Origin of the sequence: Sphingobium cupriresistens, from assembly GCF_004152865.1 — a bacterium.
Lineage (GTDB): Bacteria > Pseudomonadota > Alphaproteobacteria > Sphingomonadales > Sphingomonadaceae > Sphingobium > Sphingobium cupriresistens.
In genome coordinates, this window is sequence record NZ_SEOO01000026.1 from 40,535 (window position 1) to 58,366 (window position 17,832).

A 17,832-nucleotide genomic window follows, 5' to 3' on the forward strand; every position below is an offset into this window, starting at 1 on the left:
CTGTCCGACCCCAAGCAAAACTCGTTTATCGCGACGCCTGTCGCCACGCTATGCCCGCAGGAACAGGCGCATGAGGCGGATATGATGGCGGACGGACAGGGCGATGATCGGATCGTCGAAGGCTATTGGGACATAGTGGCGCTGACCGCGGAACTGGGCGCGGCGCGCAGTCGCTGGCGCCAGGCGCAGCGGCATCATGCCGAATATGGCGCGGAAGGCTTCCCCTCGCGCGACAATCTGACCAAGATCATGCAATCGCTATGCGGCGCGCTGTTCCCGCTGCGCCTTGGCCCCAGCTTCGTGCGCCTCCATAATGAGGACGCCTATGTCGCCGAAACGCTGCAAACGGTGCTCAGCCGACTTTACGGCCAGATCCGGCTGGAACTCATCTATGCGTTGAAGGACGAGCCGGCGGAGGCCGTCGATCGCGAAGCCGCGCGCATCATCGCCGCGTTCGCCCAGAGCCTGCCGGCCTTGCGCGTGCTGCTCGACACCGATGTCGATGCCGCCTTCCTGGGCGATCCCGCCGCGCGCAGCGTGGACGAGGTGCTGATCTGCTACCCCTCGATGCTGGCGATCATCCATCACCGGCTCGCGCATCGCCTGCATCGACTGGGCGCGCCGCTGGTGGCGCGGATCATGTCGGAAATCGCGCACGGCAAGACCGGGATCGACATCCATCCCGGCGCGACCATCGGCCAATCCTTCTTCATCGACCATGGCACTGGAGTCGTCATCGGCGAAACCGCGATTGTGGGCGATCGGGTGCGGCTGTACCAAGGCGTGACCCTTGGCGCGCGCAGCTTTCCCGCGGATGACAAGGGCGCGCTGGAAAAGGCGCTCCCGCGCCATCCGATTATCGAGGATGACGTGGTCGTCTATGCCGGGGCCACGGTTCTGGGCCGAATCATTGTGGGCAGCCGCTCCGTCATCGGCGGCAATGTCTGGCTGACCGACAGCGTGCCCGCCGACAGCAATGTGCGCCAGGCCAAGGCGCATTATGAGGTCACGAGCCGCGTCGAAGTCTCCGCCCCGCACCGTGTCCATGCCATGTTGGAAAGCACGGACGGCGTGGGCGAGAATATTTAGAGGGCCGCGTTCGCCCTGAGCGAAGTTGAAGCCGCTTCACTACGTTCTGCGGAGGGCTGCGACTTCGCTCAGCGCGGACGGTTTGTTTAACGCGCCGCGCAGCTATCCCCGTCGCCCGCCACCAGATCCAGGCACCGGCCATCGATCTCGCTCTTCGCCACCGGCAGCCCGATCAGCGCCGCCAACGACGGCATGATATCAACCGTCTCCACGCCCAGCGGCTGTTCGAAATGCTGCATCCCCTTGCGCCAGAACAGGATTGGCACGCGGCGGTCGGCGTCCCAGGGCGAACCATGGGTCGCGACCGATCCCATCACCGCCTGCTCAGGGATCGACATGACGCGCGGCTTCAAAAGCAGCAACAGGTCGCCCGACCGCTCCGCATAGAAGCTGGCCCGCGCTTCCTGGATCAGGCTCCAGCTTTCGGGAGGGCCGGAGGGGGAGGGGGTGGCGGCGATCTGCGCCTTGGTGAACACCGTTTCGACCTGCGGATGCGCGCGCAGCAGCTTGAGCGCTTCGGCCTCGGCACGGGCGCGCTGAGGCGCAGTCAGCCCCTTGTCGAAATACAGGTCGCCAGACGGGCCGTCGCTCCAGAGCACTTTCTTGCCGGGCAGTCCTGCCTTGTCCGCGATGGCGGCATTGAGCGCCTTGGGCGTCAGCGCCATGTCTACCCGGTTTTCCATCGGCATCGCGTTCAGGCGATGGCGTTCGGGCAGGTCATGGCCGCCATGGTCGGCGGTCAGCACCACGACATAATCGATGCCGTCCTTGTCCAGCCGATCGAAAAACGACCCCAATTCGCGGTCCAGCCGGTCGACCTGGATGCAGCTTTCGACGCCTTCTGTTCCGTAAGTGTGGCCGATATAGTCGGTCGCCGACAGGCCGATCGAGATGATGTCGCTCTGCGCCTGCTTCCCCAGGTCCATAGTCTCGATCGCGGCGGCGGCGAAGGCCAGCGTCATCGCGTCCTGTTCAGGCGAAATGCGGAAGCTCTTATAATCGCCCGCTGCGCGCGCGAAGCGGCCGGTGCCGACCGTCTTGTCGCCCGCCCGCACCGCGAAATCCTTTGACACGCACTGGGCGGGCAGGTCAAAGCCCGGATTGGGCTGGGCCAGCCGCTGCGCCATCGCCGCATTGACCTTGGCGACCAGCGGCGGGGTGGCGATCCCCTTGTAACTGACATAGCCCTGCGGTCCGCCCAGCCACCAGACATGGTCGGCGGTCGGCCCGCCCATCATGATCGCGGCGCGATCCTTGCCCGCGATCGACACGACGCGGGTGGCGGGGTTGGCGATTTTCATCCGGCCGCCCAGCGTCGGCGCCTTCAGGTGAAGCGGAGAGGCCTCATATTTGTCGCTGCTGCTGCCCGGCTGGGTTTCGTCCTCTGCGCAATAGACATTCTTGTCCTCGCGCTTGGCGTCAAGCGAGAACCAGTTGTTGGCGATGATGCCGGTGCGCGACGGGCGACTGCCGGTCAGAATGGTCGAATGGCCGGGGCAGGTTTCGGTCGCGGCATGGCTCTGATAGCCGCGCGGGAAGACCGCGCCTTCGCTCGTCAGGCGCTTCAGGCCGCCGGTATAATATTGGCGATATTCGCTGAACAGGTCAGCGGAAAATTGATCCACGCTGATCGCGACGATCAGCTTTGGAGGAGTCGGTGGCGCTTGGGCCGGAGTCGGGGCGGCCGGAGCCGGGGCGGGCTGCTGCGCCGCCAGCGGCATGGCGGTGGCGATCAACAGGGCGGCCGCGACTTTCTTCAACATCTACTGTACCTTCTCCAGCCTTGACGGCGAACGCCCCCGGACCTAGCCCGCTGACACCCACCAGACCAGAGGCCCGATGCGGATTTTTCAAGTCATATTGATGACGCTGGCGTTGCTGGCCGGCCTTTCCCCTGCGCAGGGGCAAAGTGCGTTCGGCGGCGGCGCGGCGCATATCGCCGCCCAACTGGTCGCCGAAAGCGCTGCGCCCAAGGCCGGCGAGGGCACGACCATCGCCTTCGCCATGACGCCGGAAAAGGGCTGGCACGGCTATTGGGAAAATCCCGGCGATGCGGGGCTGGGCATGACCGTGGACTGGACCCTGCCCAAGGGCGTCAGCGTCGGCCCGCTGCGCTATCCGGTGCCGGAAACGCTGCTGATCTCCGGCCTGATGAACCATGTCTATGAAGGCCCCTATGGCGTTCTGGCGACGCTGAAGGTCGCTGCGGGCCTTCCGCCCGGCACCCGCCTGCCGGTGCGGGCGAAGGCGCAATGGCTGGCCTGCACCGACAAGGTATGCGTGCCTGAAAGCGGCGATCTGGCGCTGGACCTGGTCGCGGGCGACGGCGCCGTGTCGGCCATCGATCGGACGCGCTTCGACGGGTGGCGTACCCATCTGCCCCGACCGCTGGGATCGGAAGCGACCTATGCGGTCAAGGACGGCACACTCCGCCTGTCGGTGCCGTTCCCGGCCAGCGCGCAGGCGCGCGACATGCACCTCTTCCCGCTGGCCGAGGGGCTGGCGCGCTATGCTGCGCCACAGACGGTGACGCGCAATGGCGACACGCTGCTGATCGAGACGGATGCGGCCGAAGGCGGCAAGGGTGGGGCGGTGCAGGCGGTGCTGCGCACCGGCGACCATGTCGGCTTCCTGCTGACCGCGAAACCCGGCGCGGTCGCGGGCGCATCGGGCGGCGGCCAATGGCAGGCGACCCTCGCCGCGCTGGGGGGCGCGCTGCTGGGCGGCCTGCTGCTCAACATCATGCCCTGCGTCTTCCCGATCCTGGGCCTCAAAGCCATGAAGCTGGCGAAAGCCGGCGGCGACGAGTGGACCGTGCGGCGGGAGGCGCTGGCCTATACGCTGGGCGTCGTCCTGACTTGCCTGGCGCTGGGCGGCGCGCTGCTGATATTGCGGGCCGCGGGTGGCGCGGTCGGCTGGGCATTCCAGCTGCAAGACCCGCGCATCATCCTGGCGCTGCTGCTGTTGGTGACCGGCATCGCCTTCAACCTGGCTGGCTTGTTCGATCTCAGCGCCTATGGCGGCGGCGAGGCGCTGGCGGGGAAGGGCGGCGTCGCCGGTTCCTTTTGGACCGGGGCGCTGGTCGCTTTCGTCGCGACCCCTTGCACCGGGCCATTCATGGCCGCGGCGATGGGCGCAGCGCTGTTGCTGCCTCTGGCTGCTGCGCTGGCGATATTCGCCGGGCTGGGGTTGGGGCTGGCGCTGCCTTTCCTATTGCTTGCTTACGTCCCGGCATTTCGCAAACGATTGCCTAAGCCCGGTGGCTGGATGGGCCGTTTTCAGAAGATCCTCGCCATCCCGATGTTCCTGACCGCGCTCGGCCTCGCCTGGTTGCTGGGTCAGCAGCGTGGGGTGTCCGGCATGACGATCGGGCTGGCCGCGGCGCTGCTGCTGGCGCTGTTGCTCTGGTGGCTGGGTGGTCGTCAGCGGCTGGGTAAGGGCGGCGGCTGGATCGCGGCTATCGCTGGCCTCGCCCTGATGGTCGGCGGCGCCTACGCCCTGCCGACCCGCGCGCCTGCCGCTGTCGAAAAAGGCGATTCAACTGTCCATTTCGATGTCGCAAAACTGGCCGAACTGCGCGCCGCCAACAAGCCGGTCTTCCTCTATTTCACCGCCGACTGGTGCCTGACCTGCAAGGCGAATGAGGCTGCCGCCATCGACCGCGCCGAAACCCGCGCCGCCTTCGACAAGTCCGGCGTCACCGTCATGGTAGGCGACTGGACCAATGCCGATCCGGCCATCACTCGCTTCCTCGAAGGGCAGGGCCGGTCGGGCGTTCCCCTCTATCTCTTCTACGCGCCCGGCAAGGAGGCGCAGACCCTGCCGCAACTCCTCACCCCCGCCACCCTTGCCGGACTGGCGCGCTGATGGTCAAGATCCGCGCCGACCAACTGCTTGTCGACAGCGGCCTCGCCGAAAGCCGCGCCCGCGCGCAGGCGTTGATCCTCGCCGGCCTCGTCTTCCTGGGCGACAGGAAGGTCGAGAAGGCGGGCCAGCAGGTGCCCGAAGGGACGGAGCTGGACGTGCGCGGCCGCGACCATCCCTGGGTGTCGCGCGGCGGCGTCAAGCTGGCCCACGCGCTCGAAGAATTTGCGATCGACGTCACCGGCTTCGTCGCGATCGACGTCGGCTCCTCGACCGGCGGCTTTACCGACGTGCTGCTCACCAACGGTGCAATGAAGGTCTATGCGGTCGATAGCGGCACCAACCAGCTGGCCTGGAAAATCCGCTCCGACGTCCGCGTCATCGTCCATGAACAGACCAGCGCCCGGATTCTGACCGACGCGCATATCCCCGAAGCCGTGGACTTGATCGTGTGCGACGCCAGCTTCATCAGCCTCGCGAAGGTGCTGGAGAAGCCGATCAGCTTCGCCAAACCCGGCGCGCAAATGATCGCGCTCATCAAGCCGCAGTTCGAGGCGCGGCGGGAAGAAGTGGGCAAGAATGGCGTCGTGCGGGATATCCTCGTCCACCAGCGCGTTTGTGCCGAAGTGCAGGACTGGGTCGTGTCGCAGGGCTGGACCGTCGCGGGCCTGACGCAAAGCCCGATTACCGGGCCGCAGGGCAATGTCGAATTTCTCCTCTACGCCCGGCTTGGTGGATAATGGACGTATGTTCGTTCCCAATCCTACCGTCATAAGGTGCGGCCCAAGTCCAATTGTGCCGCCAGCAAAGGCTCTTCACCCCGTCATCATGCGTCCCATTGTCCCCGTCCTTATACTTGCCCTGTCCCTCGCCGCCTGCGGAGGAGAACAGGAAAAAAAGCCCCGCGCCGTCCCGCTGGTGGAGGTGCAGCCCATTACGCTCGCCGCCTTCACCGACAATCTGGAAGCGGTCGGCACGGCACTCGCCAATGAACAAGTGGTGCTGTCCGCGCCAGTGACCGAACGGATCGAGGCGCTCAACTTCTCCGATGGCGGCTATGTCGCCAAGGGGCAGGTGATCGCCCGGCTGGCGGTGGGGCAGGAACAGGCCGAACTCGCCTCCGCCGAAGCGACCGCGTTGCAGGCGACCCAGCAACTCCAGCGCATCCAGGCGCTCAAGAGCCGGGGCTTCGCCACCGGCGCGACGCTGGAGCAGCAGGTCGCGCTCGCCAACGCGGCCCGCGCCAATGCGCAACTGGCCCGCGCCTCAATCGGCGACCGGGTGATCCGCGCCCCCTTTTCCGGCTGGGTCAGTCTGCGCACCGTATCGCCCGGCGCGATCGTGACGGCCGGCACCGCGATCGCCACCGTCAGCGACATCAGCCGCATCAAGCTGGACTTCACCATTCCCGAAACCCGGCTGGCGATGATCCGCGAAGGGATGACGATCAAGGCGGTGTCCGCCGCCTGGCCCGATCGACCGTTCAACGGCGCGATCGCCACCATCGATCCTGTGATCGACCCCGCCACCCGCGCGGTGCGGGTGCGGGCGATCCTGCCCAATCCCGACAAGGCGCTGAAACCCGGCATGTTGCTGACCGTCAGCGTGATCGCGCGCCAGCGGCAGTCCTTGTCCGTGCCCGAACTGGCGCTGGTCGGCGACGGCGACGATCGCTTCGTCTTCGTTATCCAGGATCGCACGGCGAAGCGGGTCAAGGTCGAAACCGGCATCCGCCAGGATGGCCGGGTCGAGATATTGGGCGGCCTCAAGGCAGGGCGGAAGGTCGTGACCGAAGGGGTGGTCAAGCTGACCGACGGGGTGACGGTGCGACTGCCGGGCGATAAGGCTGATACAAAGCCCAGGGACGGTTCCGGCAAGGCGGCCGGCTGATGCAGCTATCCGATCTTTCGGTTCGCCGCCCGGTCTTCGCCGCGGTCGTCGCGGTCCTGCTGTGCATCATCGGCGTCGTCGGCTATATGAGCCTGTCGGTGCGCGAATATCCCGATACCGACCCGCCGATCGTGTCGGTCGAAACCACCTATACCGGCGCGGCTGCGTCCGTGGTGGAAACCCGCATCACCCAATTGATAGAGGATGGCGTGGCGGGGGTGCAGGGCATCCAGACCATCACCTCCACGTCGCAGGACGGCACGTCCGACATCAATATCGAATTTGATCCGTCGCGCGATATCGACAGTGCCGCCAATGATGTGCGCGACCGTGTGGGGTCGGTGGTGGAGGATTTGCCGGAGGACGCGCTGCCGCCCGAAATCCGCAAGGTGGATTCCGATGCCCGCGCCATCCTGTTCCTGTCCTTTTCCCGCCCCGGCTGGTCGTCGATCCAGATCAGCGACTATCTCGATCGCAACGTGGTCGATCGTTTCGCCGCGATCGATGGCGTCGCCCGCGCCAATATCAGCGGCGAAGCGCGGCCCTCCACCCGCATCTGGTTCAACGCCGAAAAGCTGGCCGCCTTCGGCCTGACCCCGGCCGATGTCGAAACCGCGCTGCGCAGCCAGAATGTCGAACTGCCCGCCGGGCGCTTCGAATCGCAGGACCAGAACCAGACCCTGCGCGTCGAACGGCCCTTCGCCACGCCCGATCAGTTCGCGCAGCTTGTCGTCGGCCGCGGCACGGACGGTTATCAGGTCAAGCTGGGCGATGTCGCCCGGATCGAGGAAGGCGCGGAAAATCCCTATAGCAGCTTCCGTTCCAATCAGGGGACGGCGATCGGCATCGGTATCATCCGCCAATCGGGCGCGAACACGCTGGACGTCGCGCAAAAGGCCAAAGCGCTGATAAAAGAGCTGGAGCCGACCCTGCCGCAGGGGATGCGCATCGCGATCGGCACCGACGAATCGCTGTTCATCGAACGGGCGATCGAGAATGTCTATGACACGCTGATAGAGGCGGCGCTGCTGGTCATCCTCGTCATCTTCCTGTTTCTGGGGTCGGTGCGCGCGACCATCGTGCCCGCGGTCACCGTGCCGATCTGCCTGCTCGCGACCTGCGCGGTCATGTGGTTGCTGGGCCTGTCGATCAATCTGCTCACTCTGCTCGCCTTTGTCCTGGCGATCGGCCTGGTGGTCGATGATGCGATCGTCGTGCTGGAAAATGTCTATCACCGGATCGAACAGGGTGAAGACCCGCTGGTCGCCGCCTATCTCGGCACGCGGCAGGTCGGCTTTGCGATCATCTCGACCACGCTGGTCGTATGCGCCGTCTTCGTACCCGTCATGTTCCTCGCCGGCCAGACCGGACTGCTGTTCCGCGAACTCGCCATTGCGATGATCGCCGCGATCGCCTTTTCCGGCTTCATTTCGCTCAGCCTCGCGCCAATGCTCTGTTCCAAACTGCTGAAAAATGCGGAGCGCGGTCGTTTCGCGCGTTGGATCGACGATCGGTTCCAGCGACTGGAAAATGGCTATGCCTGCTGGCTGGACGGCGCGCTGGGCAAGCCGCTGCTGCCGCTGCTGGGCGTATTGCTGTTCCTGGGCGCTGCGGGCTTCTTCTTTACCGGCCTGCCGAGCGAACTGGCCCCGGCCGAGGATACCGGCGTGGTCGAAGCGCAGATCAGCGCGCCCGAAGGCACGGGTTTCGACCGGATGATGGCTTATATGAAGAAGATCGAGGATGATCTCGCTTTCCTGCGCAAGGACGGGACGCTCCAGAATCTGGTGATCCGCACCCCGTCCGGCTTTGGCGCGACCGACGATTTCAATGGCGGTAACGTCATCGCCTTCCTGCGGCCATGGGAAGATCGGACCATCACAACCGCGCAAGTCGCAACCATGGTCAACAAGGTGATCGCCGACCAGCCCGGCGTGCGCGGCAATGCCGCGCCGCGATCGGGGCTGGGGCGCGGGCGCGGACTGCCGGTCAATATCGTGCTGGCCGGCTCCACTTACGAAGGGCTGGTCGCCGCGCGCGACCGGATCATGGCCGCCGCCGCCGACTATCCGGGGCTGATCAACCTCGACAGCGACTATAAGGAAACCAAGCCGCAGATGCGGATCGAGACGAACCTGGCGCGGGCAGGCGATCTGGGCGTGTCGGTCAACGATGTCAGCCAGGCGCTGCAAAGCCTGCTCGGTTCCCGCCGCGTCGGCACCTATGTCGACCGGGGCGAAGAATATCGCGTGCTGGTGCAGGCCGAGGAGGAAGGCCGTCAGACCGTGGCCGACCTCGATCGCATCAACGTCCGCTCCCGCACCGGCGCTCTGGTGCCGTTATCTGCGCTGGTCACAGTGCGCGAAGTCGCCGGACCGCGCCAGCTCAACCGTTACAACAAGCTGCGCGCCATCACCCTGACCGCCGCGCTGGCGCCGGGCACCTCACTGGGCCAGGGCCTCGCCTTCCTGGAGGATCAGGCGCGCCAGTCGCCCGAAGTGCTGGCTATCGGCTATCGTGGCGAAAGCCAGTCGCTGCGCGAAACCGGCGGGTCGATCTGGCTGGTCTTCGGTCTCACTATCCTGATCGTCTATCTGCTGCTCGCCGCCCAGTTCGAAAGCTTCATTCATCCCGGCGTCATCATCGCCACCGTGCCGCTGGCGGTCGCGGGCGGCGCGCTGGGGCTGGCGATCACCGGCGGGTCGATCAACCTCTACAGCCAGATCGGCATCGTCATGCTGGTGGGGCTGGCGGCCAAGAACGGCATCCTGATCGTCGAGTTCGCCAACCAGTTGCGCGACGAGGGCATGGACATAGCGCAGGCCATCCGCGAAGCCGCCAAGCGCCGCCTGCGCCCGATCCTGATGACATCCATCGCGACCGTGATCGGCGCGGCGCCGCTGGTCATTCGCGGCGGCGCGGGGGCGGCGGCGCGCCACTCGATCGGGACGGTCGTCGTGTTCGGCGTCAGCCTCGCGACCCTCATCACTTTATTCCTGATCCCGATCTTCTATTCCCGCGTTGCCAAGCGGACAGTTTCTCCGCAAACCGTTGGCCGCAAGCTGGATTCGGCGCTCAAGGATTCGCCCGATCCCGCCGAATGACTGGCTTTTCTGGAGCTGCGTTGCCGATGAACGAGATTGCGTCCCCCGGTCAGTTGCGTCTTGCCTATCTGCGCTGGGCGCTGGTCACGGTGCCGGCGATCGTCTTTCTGGGTTTCCTGTCGGGCCGCCTCGCCAATAGCGGCTATGGCAATCGCTGGTTCGATGCGCTGGAAAAGCCCGCCTTGATGCCGCCGGGCTGGGCGTTCGGGGTGGCCTGGACAATCCTCTACGTGATGATGGCGCTGGCCTTCGCCATCGTCCTGCACGCCCGCGGAGCGACGGGGCGGGGTGCGGCGATCGCCCTGTTCCTGGTCCAATTGCTGCTTAATCTCTGCTGGTCGCCGCTTTTCTTTCGCGCGCATCAGGTGGGCAGCGCGCTGGCGCTGATCCTCATCATTTTCGTGACTGTCGCCGCTACCACTGCGCTTTTCTGGCGGATCAGGCGGCTCGCCGGCGTGCTGCTGCTGCCCTATCTGGCGTGGCTGGCCTTCGCCGCCTTCCTCAACTATGAGATCGGCCGCCTGAACCCCGATGCGGCGACCCTTGTCGCCCCGGCGCTCAGAACCCAGATATGATATATGGGCGCGCCGATCGCGCGCCGCACAGAGGATAAAGGCAATGCAGAGCGAAAACCGCTTTTTCGACGATCTCGCCAAGCTGGTGAACGGCGCCGCTGGCACCGTGGCGGGCATGGGCCGCGAATTCGAAACCAACGCGCGCGAGCGGGCGAAGGAATGGATCGGCGGCATGGAATTCGTGTCGCGCGAGGAATTTGACGCGGTCAAGGCGATGGCCGCCGCCGCGCGCGAGGAAGTCGAACTGCTCAAGGCCCGGCTCGACGCGCTGGAAGGCAAGGCCGGCGAACCCGTCACCAAGACCGTCAAGGCGGCCAAGCCGAAGCCCAAGGACGCGGACTGATCCTGCCCTACCCTTGTGTCTGTCCTTTCACGGTAGGCGGTGATAAGGCGCGCCGATGATGGATAGCGACGAATTTGAACATGGCGGCGGGGAAGCCGCGCCGATCGATATGCTGGCGGCCTATTTCGAAGCGCATGGCTGGACGTTCGAGCAGGTCGGCGAAGATGAGATCGTCGCGAACACCCAAGGATCGTGGGCGCAATATGAGCTGCGCGGCATCTGGCGTGACGAGGATCAGGTGCTCCAGTTGCTGGCGCTGCCCGACATCCGCGTGACCGAGGAGAAGCGCGGCACCATCTACGAGACGCTGGGCCTCATCAATGAACAGCTGTGGCTGGGCCATTTCGAGCTGTGGTCGTCGAGCGGCATCATCCTGTTCCGCCATGGCGCGCTGCTCGGCGCGGGCGGCACCTTGACGCTCGACCAGGCGCAGTTGCTGGTCGAAACCGCGATCGACGAATGCGAGCGCTTCTATCCGGTGTTCCAGTTCGTGCTCTGGGGCGGCAAGTCGCCGTCGGAGGCGATCTCCGCCAGCCTGATCGAAACCCGCGGCGAGGCCTGATCCGATGACGCAGACCGGTGTCGATCATCCTTTCCCCGATCATCTCTTCCTGGTCGGCTGCGGCAATATGGCGGGGCAGATGCTGTCCCGCTGGCTCGACTGCGGCCTCGACCGTGAGCGCGTGACGGTCTTGCGCCCCAGCGGCAGGCCGGTGACCGATGGTGTGGCGGTTATGACCGACTATCCAGCTGCGCTCCCCGCAGGGACCACCGTCCTGCTGGGCATGAAGCCCTATCAGATCGCCGATGTCGCCGTTGCGCTGGCGCCGCTATGCGTCGCCGACATGCGCATCGTCTCGATCCTCGCCGGCACGACGCTCGCCGATCTGCGCGCCCGTTTCCCAGTCGCCCGCGACATCGTGCGCGCCATGCCCAACCTGCCCGTCGGGCTGGGCGAGGGGGTGACGGCGCTGTTCACCGACGATGTGACCTCGGCGCAGGCCAAGATGGACGTCGCCGCTTTGATCGAACCGCTGGGCCTGGTCGAATGGATCGCCGATGAAGCGCTGTTCAATCAGGTGACGGCGCTGTCGGGCTGCGGCCCCGCCTTCCTCTTCCGCTTCGTCGACGCGCTGGCGCAGGCGGGCGAGGCGATCGGCATTCCCGCCGATCAGGCCGCGCGCATGGCGCTGGCGACGGTGCAGGGATCGGCCAATATGGCCGCCCGCGCCAATGATGGTCCGGGCGTGCTGGCCGACCGCGTCGCCAGCCCCGGCGGCATGACGCGCGAGGGACTGAACGCCCTCGACGCCGATGACCGGCTGCTGACGTTGCTGATCGATACGCTGGCCGCCGCCCGCGACCGCGGCGAAGCGATGGCGCGCGGCGCATAAGGGCGGTTTCGAGGGGAAGGCTTTTGCGCTAAGGCGCGCGCTTACCGACCCCGGAGTCCGCCATGTTGTCCCCCGATACCCCGATCCTGCTTCTCACCACCGGCGGGACAATCGACAAAATCTATTTCGACGCCCTGTCCGACTATCAGGTCGGCGAAACCGTGATGGCGAAGCTGTTGGACGTCGCGCGCGTCAAGCGCCCCTTCCGTATCGAGGAAGTGACGCGCAAGGACAGTCTGGAACTGGACGACAGCGATCGCGCGCTGATCTACGCCCGCGTCGCCGCGGCGGCGGAAAAGCACATCGTCATCACCCATGGCACCGACACCATGACCGACACGGCCAGGCAGCTTGCCGGGATCGACGGCAAGACCATCGTGCTGGTCGGCGCGCTCGCGCCCGCGCGCTTTGGCGAGAGCGACGCCAGCTTCAACCTCGGCATGGCGTTCGCCACGGCTCAGGTGGCGCAGCCGGGCGTTTATATCACCATGAGCGGGTCGGTGTTTCGCGCCGACAAGGTGGTCAAGGACCGCGCCAAGGGCGCCTTCGTCCCGCTCTTGGAGTAAGTCGGTCGTTTCTGACCCGGAACCTTGTCATGCATCTGCGCATTGATCGCGCAGGGTATGACGAGGAGAAAGAGACATGAGCGATTATCAGGAGCGTCCGGTCACGACGACGACCGTGATCGAAAAGCGCAGCAGCGGCGGCACGATGTTCGCGGTCCTGCTGCTGGTGGTTGTGGTGGCGGTGGCGGCCTTTTTCCTGGTCAGTAGCCAGACGAGCAAGGACAACGCCGTGTCGAGCGCCGCCACGCAAGTCGGCCAGGCCGCCAGCGATGTCGGCGACGCGGCCAAGGATGCCGCCGGCGCCGCCAAGAGCGAGTGATCGCGGTCCGACCCGGCATAATGTCGGCATGAAAAAGGGGCGTTCCGATCATCGGAACGCCCCTTTTCTGTCTCAGCCTGACGGCGTGGGCCTGATCAGCCTTCGACCTTGGCATATTTGGGCGCGGCTTCGTTCAGGATGCGCAGGATTTTCTTCAGAGCGGTCGGCTCGTCCGTCTCTTCCATCGCGGCGAGTTCACGGGCGAGTCGGCTGGACGCCGCTTCAAAGATCTGACGTTCGGAATAGCTCTGTTCGGGCTGGTCGTCGGCCCGGAACAGGTCGCGCGTCACTTCGGCGATCGACACCAGGTCGCCCGAATTGATTTTCGCTTCATATTCCTGCGCGCGGCGCGACCACATGGTCCGCTTGACCTTGGGCTTGCCCTTGAGGGTTTCCATCGATTCCTCCAGCGTCTTGTTGGAGGACAGTTTGCGCATACCGACGCCTTCGGCTTTATTGGTAGGCACGCGCAGCGTCATGCGCTCTTTTTCGAAACGGAGCACGTACAGCTCCAATTCCATGCCCGCGATCTGCTCCTTCTGCAGTTCGATCACACGGCCAACGCCGTGCTTGGGGTAAACGACATAATCACCAACGTCAAAGGACAGCGCCTTGGCAGCCATTTGATACCTTTCCAATTCAACCGGGGAACGGGCCGTCGCGGGGCAGATGTGCAAGAGACATATGCCGGGAGGTCCACGGCGCCACCGTCATGACATGAAGCGTATTCTCCAAGGCCGGGCAGGGGGATGTCCGGCCGTTGGAGCGCTATTTAGCAGATTCGTAACAAAATTACCACCCCCGGACATAATGGCCGGGAGCGTGGCGCAAAACGGGACGCTGGATGGACGACGCGGGCCGCGCGGATCAGTTGCCCGAGCCGGGCTCGGCCGAGAAGAATTTCTCCAGCTTGCCTTCTACGCCGTTCATCTCTTCGGCATCGGCGGGGGCATCGCCCTTGACCGTGATATTGGGCCATTCGGCTGAGAATTTGGTGTTCAGTTCCAGCCATTTTTCGAGGCCGTTCTCAGTATCGGGCAGGATCGCCTCGGCCGGACATTCCGGCTCGCACACGCCGCAGTCGATGCATTCGCTGGGGTTGATGACCAGCATATTCTCGCCCTCGTAGAAACAATCGACAGGGCAGACCTCGACGCAATCCATGAATTTGCAGCGGATGCAGTTGTCGGTCACGACATAGGTCATTGTCAGGGCACTCTTGGCTTGGAAAACGCCGTCCTGCTATGCTTAGGCAGGCCGAAGGTCAATGAGGATATTGTTGCCCGATGTTTAGGACCGGTTTGACCGGGCGGCTGAGGCTGCCCCTATGATGCGCGCTCACGCGCCGATCGTCAGTTCCTCGTAGCAGCCCTGCGCTTCGGGCGCGGGGCCGCGGCGCGTGGGAAGCTGGATCACGCGCACCACGCGCACCGCGTCGCCATGGGGGAAGGTGATGAGGTCGCCCGTGCGCACCGGCGCGTGGGCGCGCTCGATGCGGCGGCCGTTGAGGCGGATATGGCCGGTTTCAGCCAGCTTTTGCGCGTTCGACCGGCTGGAGCACAGCCGGACGAACCACAGATATTTGTCGATGCGCAGGCTCGGCCCATGGCCGATGCCGGTCACCGGGTTAGCCATTGCGGCCGAGCAGGTCGGCGAGCCCCGCAAAGGCGTTGTTGACCGGGGCCGGGCTGCTGCGATGCGCGGGGGTGCCCGCGCGGTCGCGCTGCTGGCGCTCTCCGCCGGACTTGGCGCCACCGGACTTTCCGCCAGCGGGCTTGCCACCGCCGCGCTTGCCCTCACTCGGCTGGCCATCGCCCTGCTTGTCGGCGCGGCGCGGTCCGCGCGCTTGCTGTCCCCGTTCGGGCCGTGGCTTTTGCCGGCCTTTGAACACCCAGTTCGCGGCGTTGACGACAGGGGCTTCTGCGCCCTCTGCCCCCTCGGTCGGCTCTGCCCCTTCGACCGCTTCGACGCCCTCCGTGACCGCGACGGGCGCTGGGGCAGGGGCCTCCACAGGGCGGAACCCCGCAAGGCGCATCAATTGCAGGAAGGAGGGTTCGGACAGGCCCAGCGACACGATCTGCGGGCTGACATGGGTGAAGGCCTCGTTCCTGGCGATGGCTTCATGGGCGGTGCGGGCCATGCGTTCGGCCATGTCGATGCGCAGCATCTGCTCACCAAAGCCGCGGAAGCCGGCGATGCGCGCGCCCATCTGTTCGAATTTCTCGCCTGCCGGGATCAGGGTGAGGCCGGGGCCGGGCAGCGGCAGGCAGGGCTTGCCGATTCGCACGGCCATCAGCGCAGAGCGCCAGCGCGCCGCGCCCGGCTTCAACAGGCCGGGATGATAGATGTCGAGCACGCCGATATCGATGCCCGCCTTGCGCAGAAGGTGGCGCTGGTCCTTGTCGAGATGGCCGAGCGCCGAATCGAGGTCGATGCGCGCGATAACGCCGCCCGCATCGCCCAGTTGCGCGAACACGGCGCGGACCACGGCGGGCACTTCGGGGTCGAGCGCACAGTCGTTCATCTTGACCAGCGGCAGGAGATGCTTCTGCTTCTGCGCATCGAACCAGGCGGCCAGGCGCGTGGCGACCTGCTTCTGCACATCCTGATCCAGGTCAAGAATCGCGCGATCCAGCCGAATTTCTGGCGCGAGCAGGCTTGGCCCCGCCAGCAGCGTCGCCACCGGCGTTTCGCCCCAGGCGATGCGTGGCGCCTGTCCTGCTTCGTCCATGAGCGCGAAATCCGTATCCGCCGCGCCCACCAGTTCGTCTGCCTTCACTCGCAATACCTTTCCAAGGCGCCGTTCCGCGGCCGCCAGCAACATCTTTCGATCCTGATGTCGCGTAGCGGGATCGACCGAGAATCGGAAGCCGTCAAGTTTTCCGATCGTCTCGCCATCGACACAGACGCTCCCGTCCGGGTCCACGACGACCGGCAGGTTGCTGGCGTTCTGCCCGATATCGCGCAGCAGGACCGAGGTGCGCCGGTCCACGAAACGCTGCGTCAGCGCGGCGTGCAGCGCATCGGACAGCTTCTCCTCCAGCGCGCGGGTGCGCTCCGCCATCTCGGCCGGATATTCCAGCCAGTCGGGGCGATGGGCGATATAGGACCATGTCCGCGCCGCCGCGATCCGGCCCGACAGCGTGTCGATATCGCCCTGCACCGAATCGAGTCGCGCCAGATTCTGTGCGAACCAGTCGCGGGGGATGTAACCGTTCCCTTCCGACAGGAAGCGCCAGATGCGGCTGACGGCGCGGGCATGATGGTCCGCGCCCAGTTTCTGGAAATCGGGCAGGCTGCTGGCGGCCCAAAGCCGTTCGACCTGGCGTTTGGTCCGCACCCGCTCGATCACCAGCGGGTCTTCGGCCAGCCGCTTAAGCACGGCCAGGTCCACCGCCTGCGGCGCGGCGCGCAGTTCGGGGCGGTCGGGGCGCTCCTCCAGATCGACGATCAGCAGGTCGAGCCGGTCGGTGCGCGGCGTGCCATCGCGCCAGAAAAGCTGCTCGATCGGCGGGAAACGATGCGCTTCGATCGCTTCGATCTCTTCGGGCGTGAAGGTGGCATCGCCTTCCTCCCCTCCTAAGCTGCCGAAGGTGCCGTCCTTGTGATGCCGCCCGGCGCGCCCGGCGATCTGCGCCATTTCGCTGACGGTCAGGCGGCGGGTGCGATGGCCATCGAACTTGCGCAGCGAAGCGAAGGCGACATGCGCGACGTCGAGGTTGAGGCCCATGCCGATCGCATCGGTGGCGACCAGATAGTCGACGTCGCCATTGAGGAACATCTGCACCTGCGCGTTGCGGGTACGGGGGGACAGCGCGCCCATCACCACCGCCGCGCCGCCGCGAAAACGCCGCAGCATCTCGGCGACGGCATAGACCTCTTCGGCGGAGAAGGCGACGATGGCAGAGCGTTTGGGCAGTCGGGAGAGCTTCTTCGCGCCGGCATAGGAAAGGGTGGAAAAGCGCGGGCGGCCGATGATGTCGATATCGGGGACCAGCGACTTGACGACACGGGCGATGCTGGCGGACCCCAGGATCATCGTTTCCTCCCGGCCCCGCGCCCGCAGCAGCCGGTCGGTGAAAATATGGCCGCGTTCCGGGTCGGCGCCTAGCTGCGCCTCGTCCAGCGCGACGAAGGCGTAATCCTTAAGACCGTTAGGGGCGCCTCCGGCCTGCAGGCCTATGTCGATTGGCATCGATTCGGCCGTACAGAGAAAATAGCGCGCCTGGGGCGGCACGATCTTTTCCTCGCCGGTGATGAGCGCGACCTGCTCCGGCCCCTTGATCGCGACGACGCGGTCATAGACTTCGCGCGCCAGCAGCCGCAGCGGAAAGCCCATCATGCCGCTCGAATGGCCGCACATCCGCTCGACTGCGAGATGGGTCTTGCCGGTATTGGTGGGACCCAGGACGGCGGTGATGGGGGAACGGGCGAACTGGGCCATGGTCCACCCTATGTCGGGTAAGCGGAGTTTATTCGCAACCCGGCATTTGATTTGCTCTTTGGAAGCGAAGGCGACACGAAAAGGCTGACAGCATGAACTTTGCGGACCGTCGGAGGTGGTCGTGTCCCAGGAGGTGGTGTAGGAACCGTCAATCCACGGCAGGATCGGGATCGGGTTCGGGTCAGGCAGCCAGAGCTGGCAGGCTGACAATGGGGTTATGGCTCACCGCGCCGATTGTTTCCAG

16 protein-coding genes are annotated in these 17,832 nt (G+C 65.6%); 11 read left to right on the forward strand and 5 right to left on the reverse strand.

What is annotated here, in order from left to right; genetic code table 11:
- Positions 1-81 precede the first annotated feature (81 nt).
- The gene (gene epsC, locus EWH12_RS15310) at positions 82-1,089 is read left to right on the forward strand and encodes a serine O-acetyltransferase EpsC (protein WP_408021496.1); all 1,008 of its coding nucleotides are present in this window, start codon (positions 82-84) and stop codon (positions 1,087-1,089) included.
- 86 nt (positions 1,090-1,175) lie between these two features.
- Here epsC and EWH12_RS15315 read toward each other — a convergent pair whose 3' ends face one another.
- Positions 1,176-2,852, reverse strand: a complete 1,677-nt coding sequence (locus tag EWH12_RS15315; protein WP_129927109.1) for an alkaline phosphatase family protein — start codon at positions 2,850-2,852, stop codon at positions 1,176-1,178.
- A 76-nt stretch (positions 2,853-2,928) separates the two neighbouring features.
- Here EWH12_RS15315 and EWH12_RS15320 point away from each other — a divergent pair, with 76 nt between their 5' ends.
- From EWH12_RS15320 to EWH12_RS15365, 10 genes are all read left to right on the forward strand, one after another.
- Positions 2,929-4,956, forward strand: coding sequence for a protein-disulfide reductase DsbD family protein (locus tag EWH12_RS15320; protein WP_129927110.1), 2,028 nt, complete (start codon positions 2,929-2,931; stop codon positions 4,954-4,956).
- A complete protein-coding gene (locus EWH12_RS15325) occupies positions 4,956-5,693 on the forward strand; it encodes a TlyA family RNA methyltransferase (RefSeq protein WP_066604200.1) in 738 nt (245 codons plus the stop codon). The genes EWH12_RS15320 and EWH12_RS15325 overlap by 1 nt, the downstream gene beginning before the upstream one ends.
- Before the next feature lie 88 nt (positions 5,694-5,781).
- Positions 5,782-6,843 (forward strand): efflux RND transporter periplasmic adaptor subunit, encoded by a 1,062-nt coding sequence (locus EWH12_RS15330; protein WP_129927111.1) that lies wholly within the window; start codon positions 5,782-5,784, stop codon positions 6,841-6,843.
- Positions 6,843-9,947, forward strand: a complete 3,105-nt coding sequence (locus tag EWH12_RS15335) for an efflux RND transporter permease subunit (protein ID WP_129927112.1) — start codon at positions 6,843-6,845, stop codon at positions 9,945-9,947. The genes EWH12_RS15330 and EWH12_RS15335 overlap by 1 nt, the downstream gene beginning before the upstream one ends.
- A gap of 26 nt (positions 9,948-9,973) precedes the next feature.
- Positions 9,974-10,522: a TspO/MBR family protein gene (locus tag EWH12_RS15340; protein ID WP_066604195.1), complete on the forward strand. Its 549-nt coding sequence runs from the start codon at positions 9,974-9,976 to the stop codon at positions 10,520-10,522.
- Between the two features lie 43 nt (positions 10,523-10,565).
- Complete coding sequence (locus EWH12_RS15345) at positions 10,566-10,865, forward strand: accessory factor UbiK family protein (protein ID WP_066604193.1); 300 nt, start codon at positions 10,566-10,568, stop codon at positions 10,863-10,865.
- Positions 10,866-10,920: 55 nt separating this feature from the next.
- A complete protein-coding gene (locus tag EWH12_RS15350; RefSeq protein ID WP_066604191.1) occupies positions 10,921-11,427 on the forward strand; it encodes a type III secretion system chaperone family protein in 507 nt (168 codons plus the stop codon).
- A 4-nt stretch (positions 11,428-11,431) separates the two neighbouring features.
- A complete protein-coding gene (locus EWH12_RS15355) occupies positions 11,432-12,259 on the forward strand; it encodes a pyrroline-5-carboxylate reductase family protein (protein ID WP_129927113.1) in 828 nt (275 codons plus the stop codon).
- Positions 12,260-12,321: 62 nt separating this feature from the next.
- Positions 12,322-12,825 (forward strand): asparaginase domain-containing protein, encoded by a 504-nt coding sequence (locus tag EWH12_RS15360; RefSeq protein WP_066604186.1) that lies wholly within the window; start codon positions 12,322-12,324, stop codon positions 12,823-12,825.
- A gap of 76 nt (positions 12,826-12,901) precedes the next feature.
- On the forward strand, positions 12,902-13,144 hold the full coding sequence (locus tag EWH12_RS15365) for a hypothetical protein (protein WP_066604184.1): 243 nt from the start codon (positions 12,902-12,904) through the stop codon (positions 13,142-13,144).
- 95 nt (positions 13,145-13,239) lie between these two features.
- Here the strand turns inward: EWH12_RS15365 and EWH12_RS15370 are convergent, their stop codons facing one another.
- The 4 genes from EWH12_RS15370 to EWH12_RS15385 form a co-directional block, all read right to left on the reverse strand.
- Positions 13,240-13,767: a CarD family transcriptional regulator gene (locus EWH12_RS15370; protein ID WP_007709832.1), complete on the reverse strand. Its 528-nt coding sequence runs from the start codon at positions 13,765-13,767 to the stop codon at positions 13,240-13,242.
- A 244-nt stretch (positions 13,768-14,011) separates the two neighbouring features.
- Entirely contained in the window at positions 14,012-14,350 is a 339-nt protein-coding gene (fdxA, locus tag EWH12_RS15375; RefSeq protein ID WP_129927114.1) for a ferredoxin FdxA, read from the reverse strand.
- 132 nt (positions 14,351-14,482) lie between these two features.
- A complete protein-coding gene (locus EWH12_RS15380; RefSeq protein WP_129927115.1) occupies positions 14,483-14,779 on the reverse strand; it encodes an RNA-binding S4 domain-containing protein in 297 nt (98 codons plus the stop codon).
- The gene (locus tag EWH12_RS15385) at positions 14,772-17,588 is read right to left on the reverse strand and encodes a helicase-related protein (protein WP_129927116.1); all 2,817 of its coding nucleotides are present in this window, start codon (positions 17,586-17,588) and stop codon (positions 14,772-14,774) included. The genes EWH12_RS15380 and EWH12_RS15385 overlap by 8 nt, the downstream gene beginning before the upstream one ends.
- Positions 17,589-17,832 lie beyond the last annotated feature (244 nt).

Excerpts from the sequence above, each read along its gene's own strand:
- epsC (WP_408021496.1), top strand. The coding sequence starts at position 82 with ATGATGGCGGACGGACAGGGCGATGATCGGATCGTCGAAGGCTATTGG.
- EWH12_RS15315 (WP_129927109.1), bottom strand. The coding sequence starts at position 2,852 with ATGTTGAAGAAAGTCGCGGCCGCCCTGTTGATCGCCACCGCCATGCCG.
- EWH12_RS15320 (WP_129927110.1), top strand. The coding sequence starts at position 2,929 with ATGCGGATTTTTCAAGTCATATTGATGACGCTGGCGTTGCTGGCCGGC.
- EWH12_RS15325 (WP_066604200.1), top strand. The coding sequence starts at position 4,956 with ATGGTCAAGATCCGCGCCGACCAACTGCTTGTCGACAGCGGCCTCGCC.
- EWH12_RS15330 (WP_129927111.1), top strand. The coding sequence starts at position 5,782 with ATGCGTCCCATTGTCCCCGTCCTTATACTTGCCCTGTCCCTCGCCGCC.
- EWH12_RS15335 (WP_129927112.1), top strand. The coding sequence starts at position 6,843 with ATGCAGCTATCCGATCTTTCGGTTCGCCGCCCGGTCTTCGCCGCGGTC.
- EWH12_RS15340 (WP_066604195.1), top strand. The coding sequence starts at position 9,974 with ATGAACGAGATTGCGTCCCCCGGTCAGTTGCGTCTTGCCTATCTGCGC.
- EWH12_RS15345 (WP_066604193.1), top strand. The coding sequence starts at position 10,566 with ATGCAGAGCGAAAACCGCTTTTTCGACGATCTCGCCAAGCTGGTGAAC.
- EWH12_RS15350 (WP_066604191.1), top strand. The coding sequence starts at position 10,921 with ATGATGGATAGCGACGAATTTGAACATGGCGGCGGGGAAGCCGCGCCG.
- EWH12_RS15355 (WP_129927113.1), top strand. The coding sequence starts at position 11,432 with ATGACGCAGACCGGTGTCGATCATCCTTTCCCCGATCATCTCTTCCTG.
- EWH12_RS15360 (WP_066604186.1), top strand. The coding sequence starts at position 12,322 with ATGTTGTCCCCCGATACCCCGATCCTGCTTCTCACCACCGGCGGGACA.
- EWH12_RS15365 (WP_066604184.1), top strand. The coding sequence starts at position 12,902 with ATGAGCGATTATCAGGAGCGTCCGGTCACGACGACGACCGTGATCGAA.
- EWH12_RS15370 (WP_007709832.1), bottom strand. The coding sequence starts at position 13,767 with ATGGCTGCCAAGGCGCTGTCCTTTGACGTTGGTGATTATGTCGTTTAC.
- fdxA (WP_129927114.1), bottom strand. The coding sequence starts at position 14,350 with ATGACCTATGTCGTGACCGACAACTGCATCCGCTGCAAATTCATGGAT.
- EWH12_RS15380 (WP_129927115.1), bottom strand. The coding sequence starts at position 14,779 with ATGGCTAACCCGGTGACCGGCATCGGCCATGGGCCGAGCCTGCGCATC.
- EWH12_RS15385 (WP_129927116.1), bottom strand. The coding sequence starts at position 17,588 with ATGGCCCAGTTCGCCCGTTCCCCCATCACCGCCGTCCTGGGTCCCACC.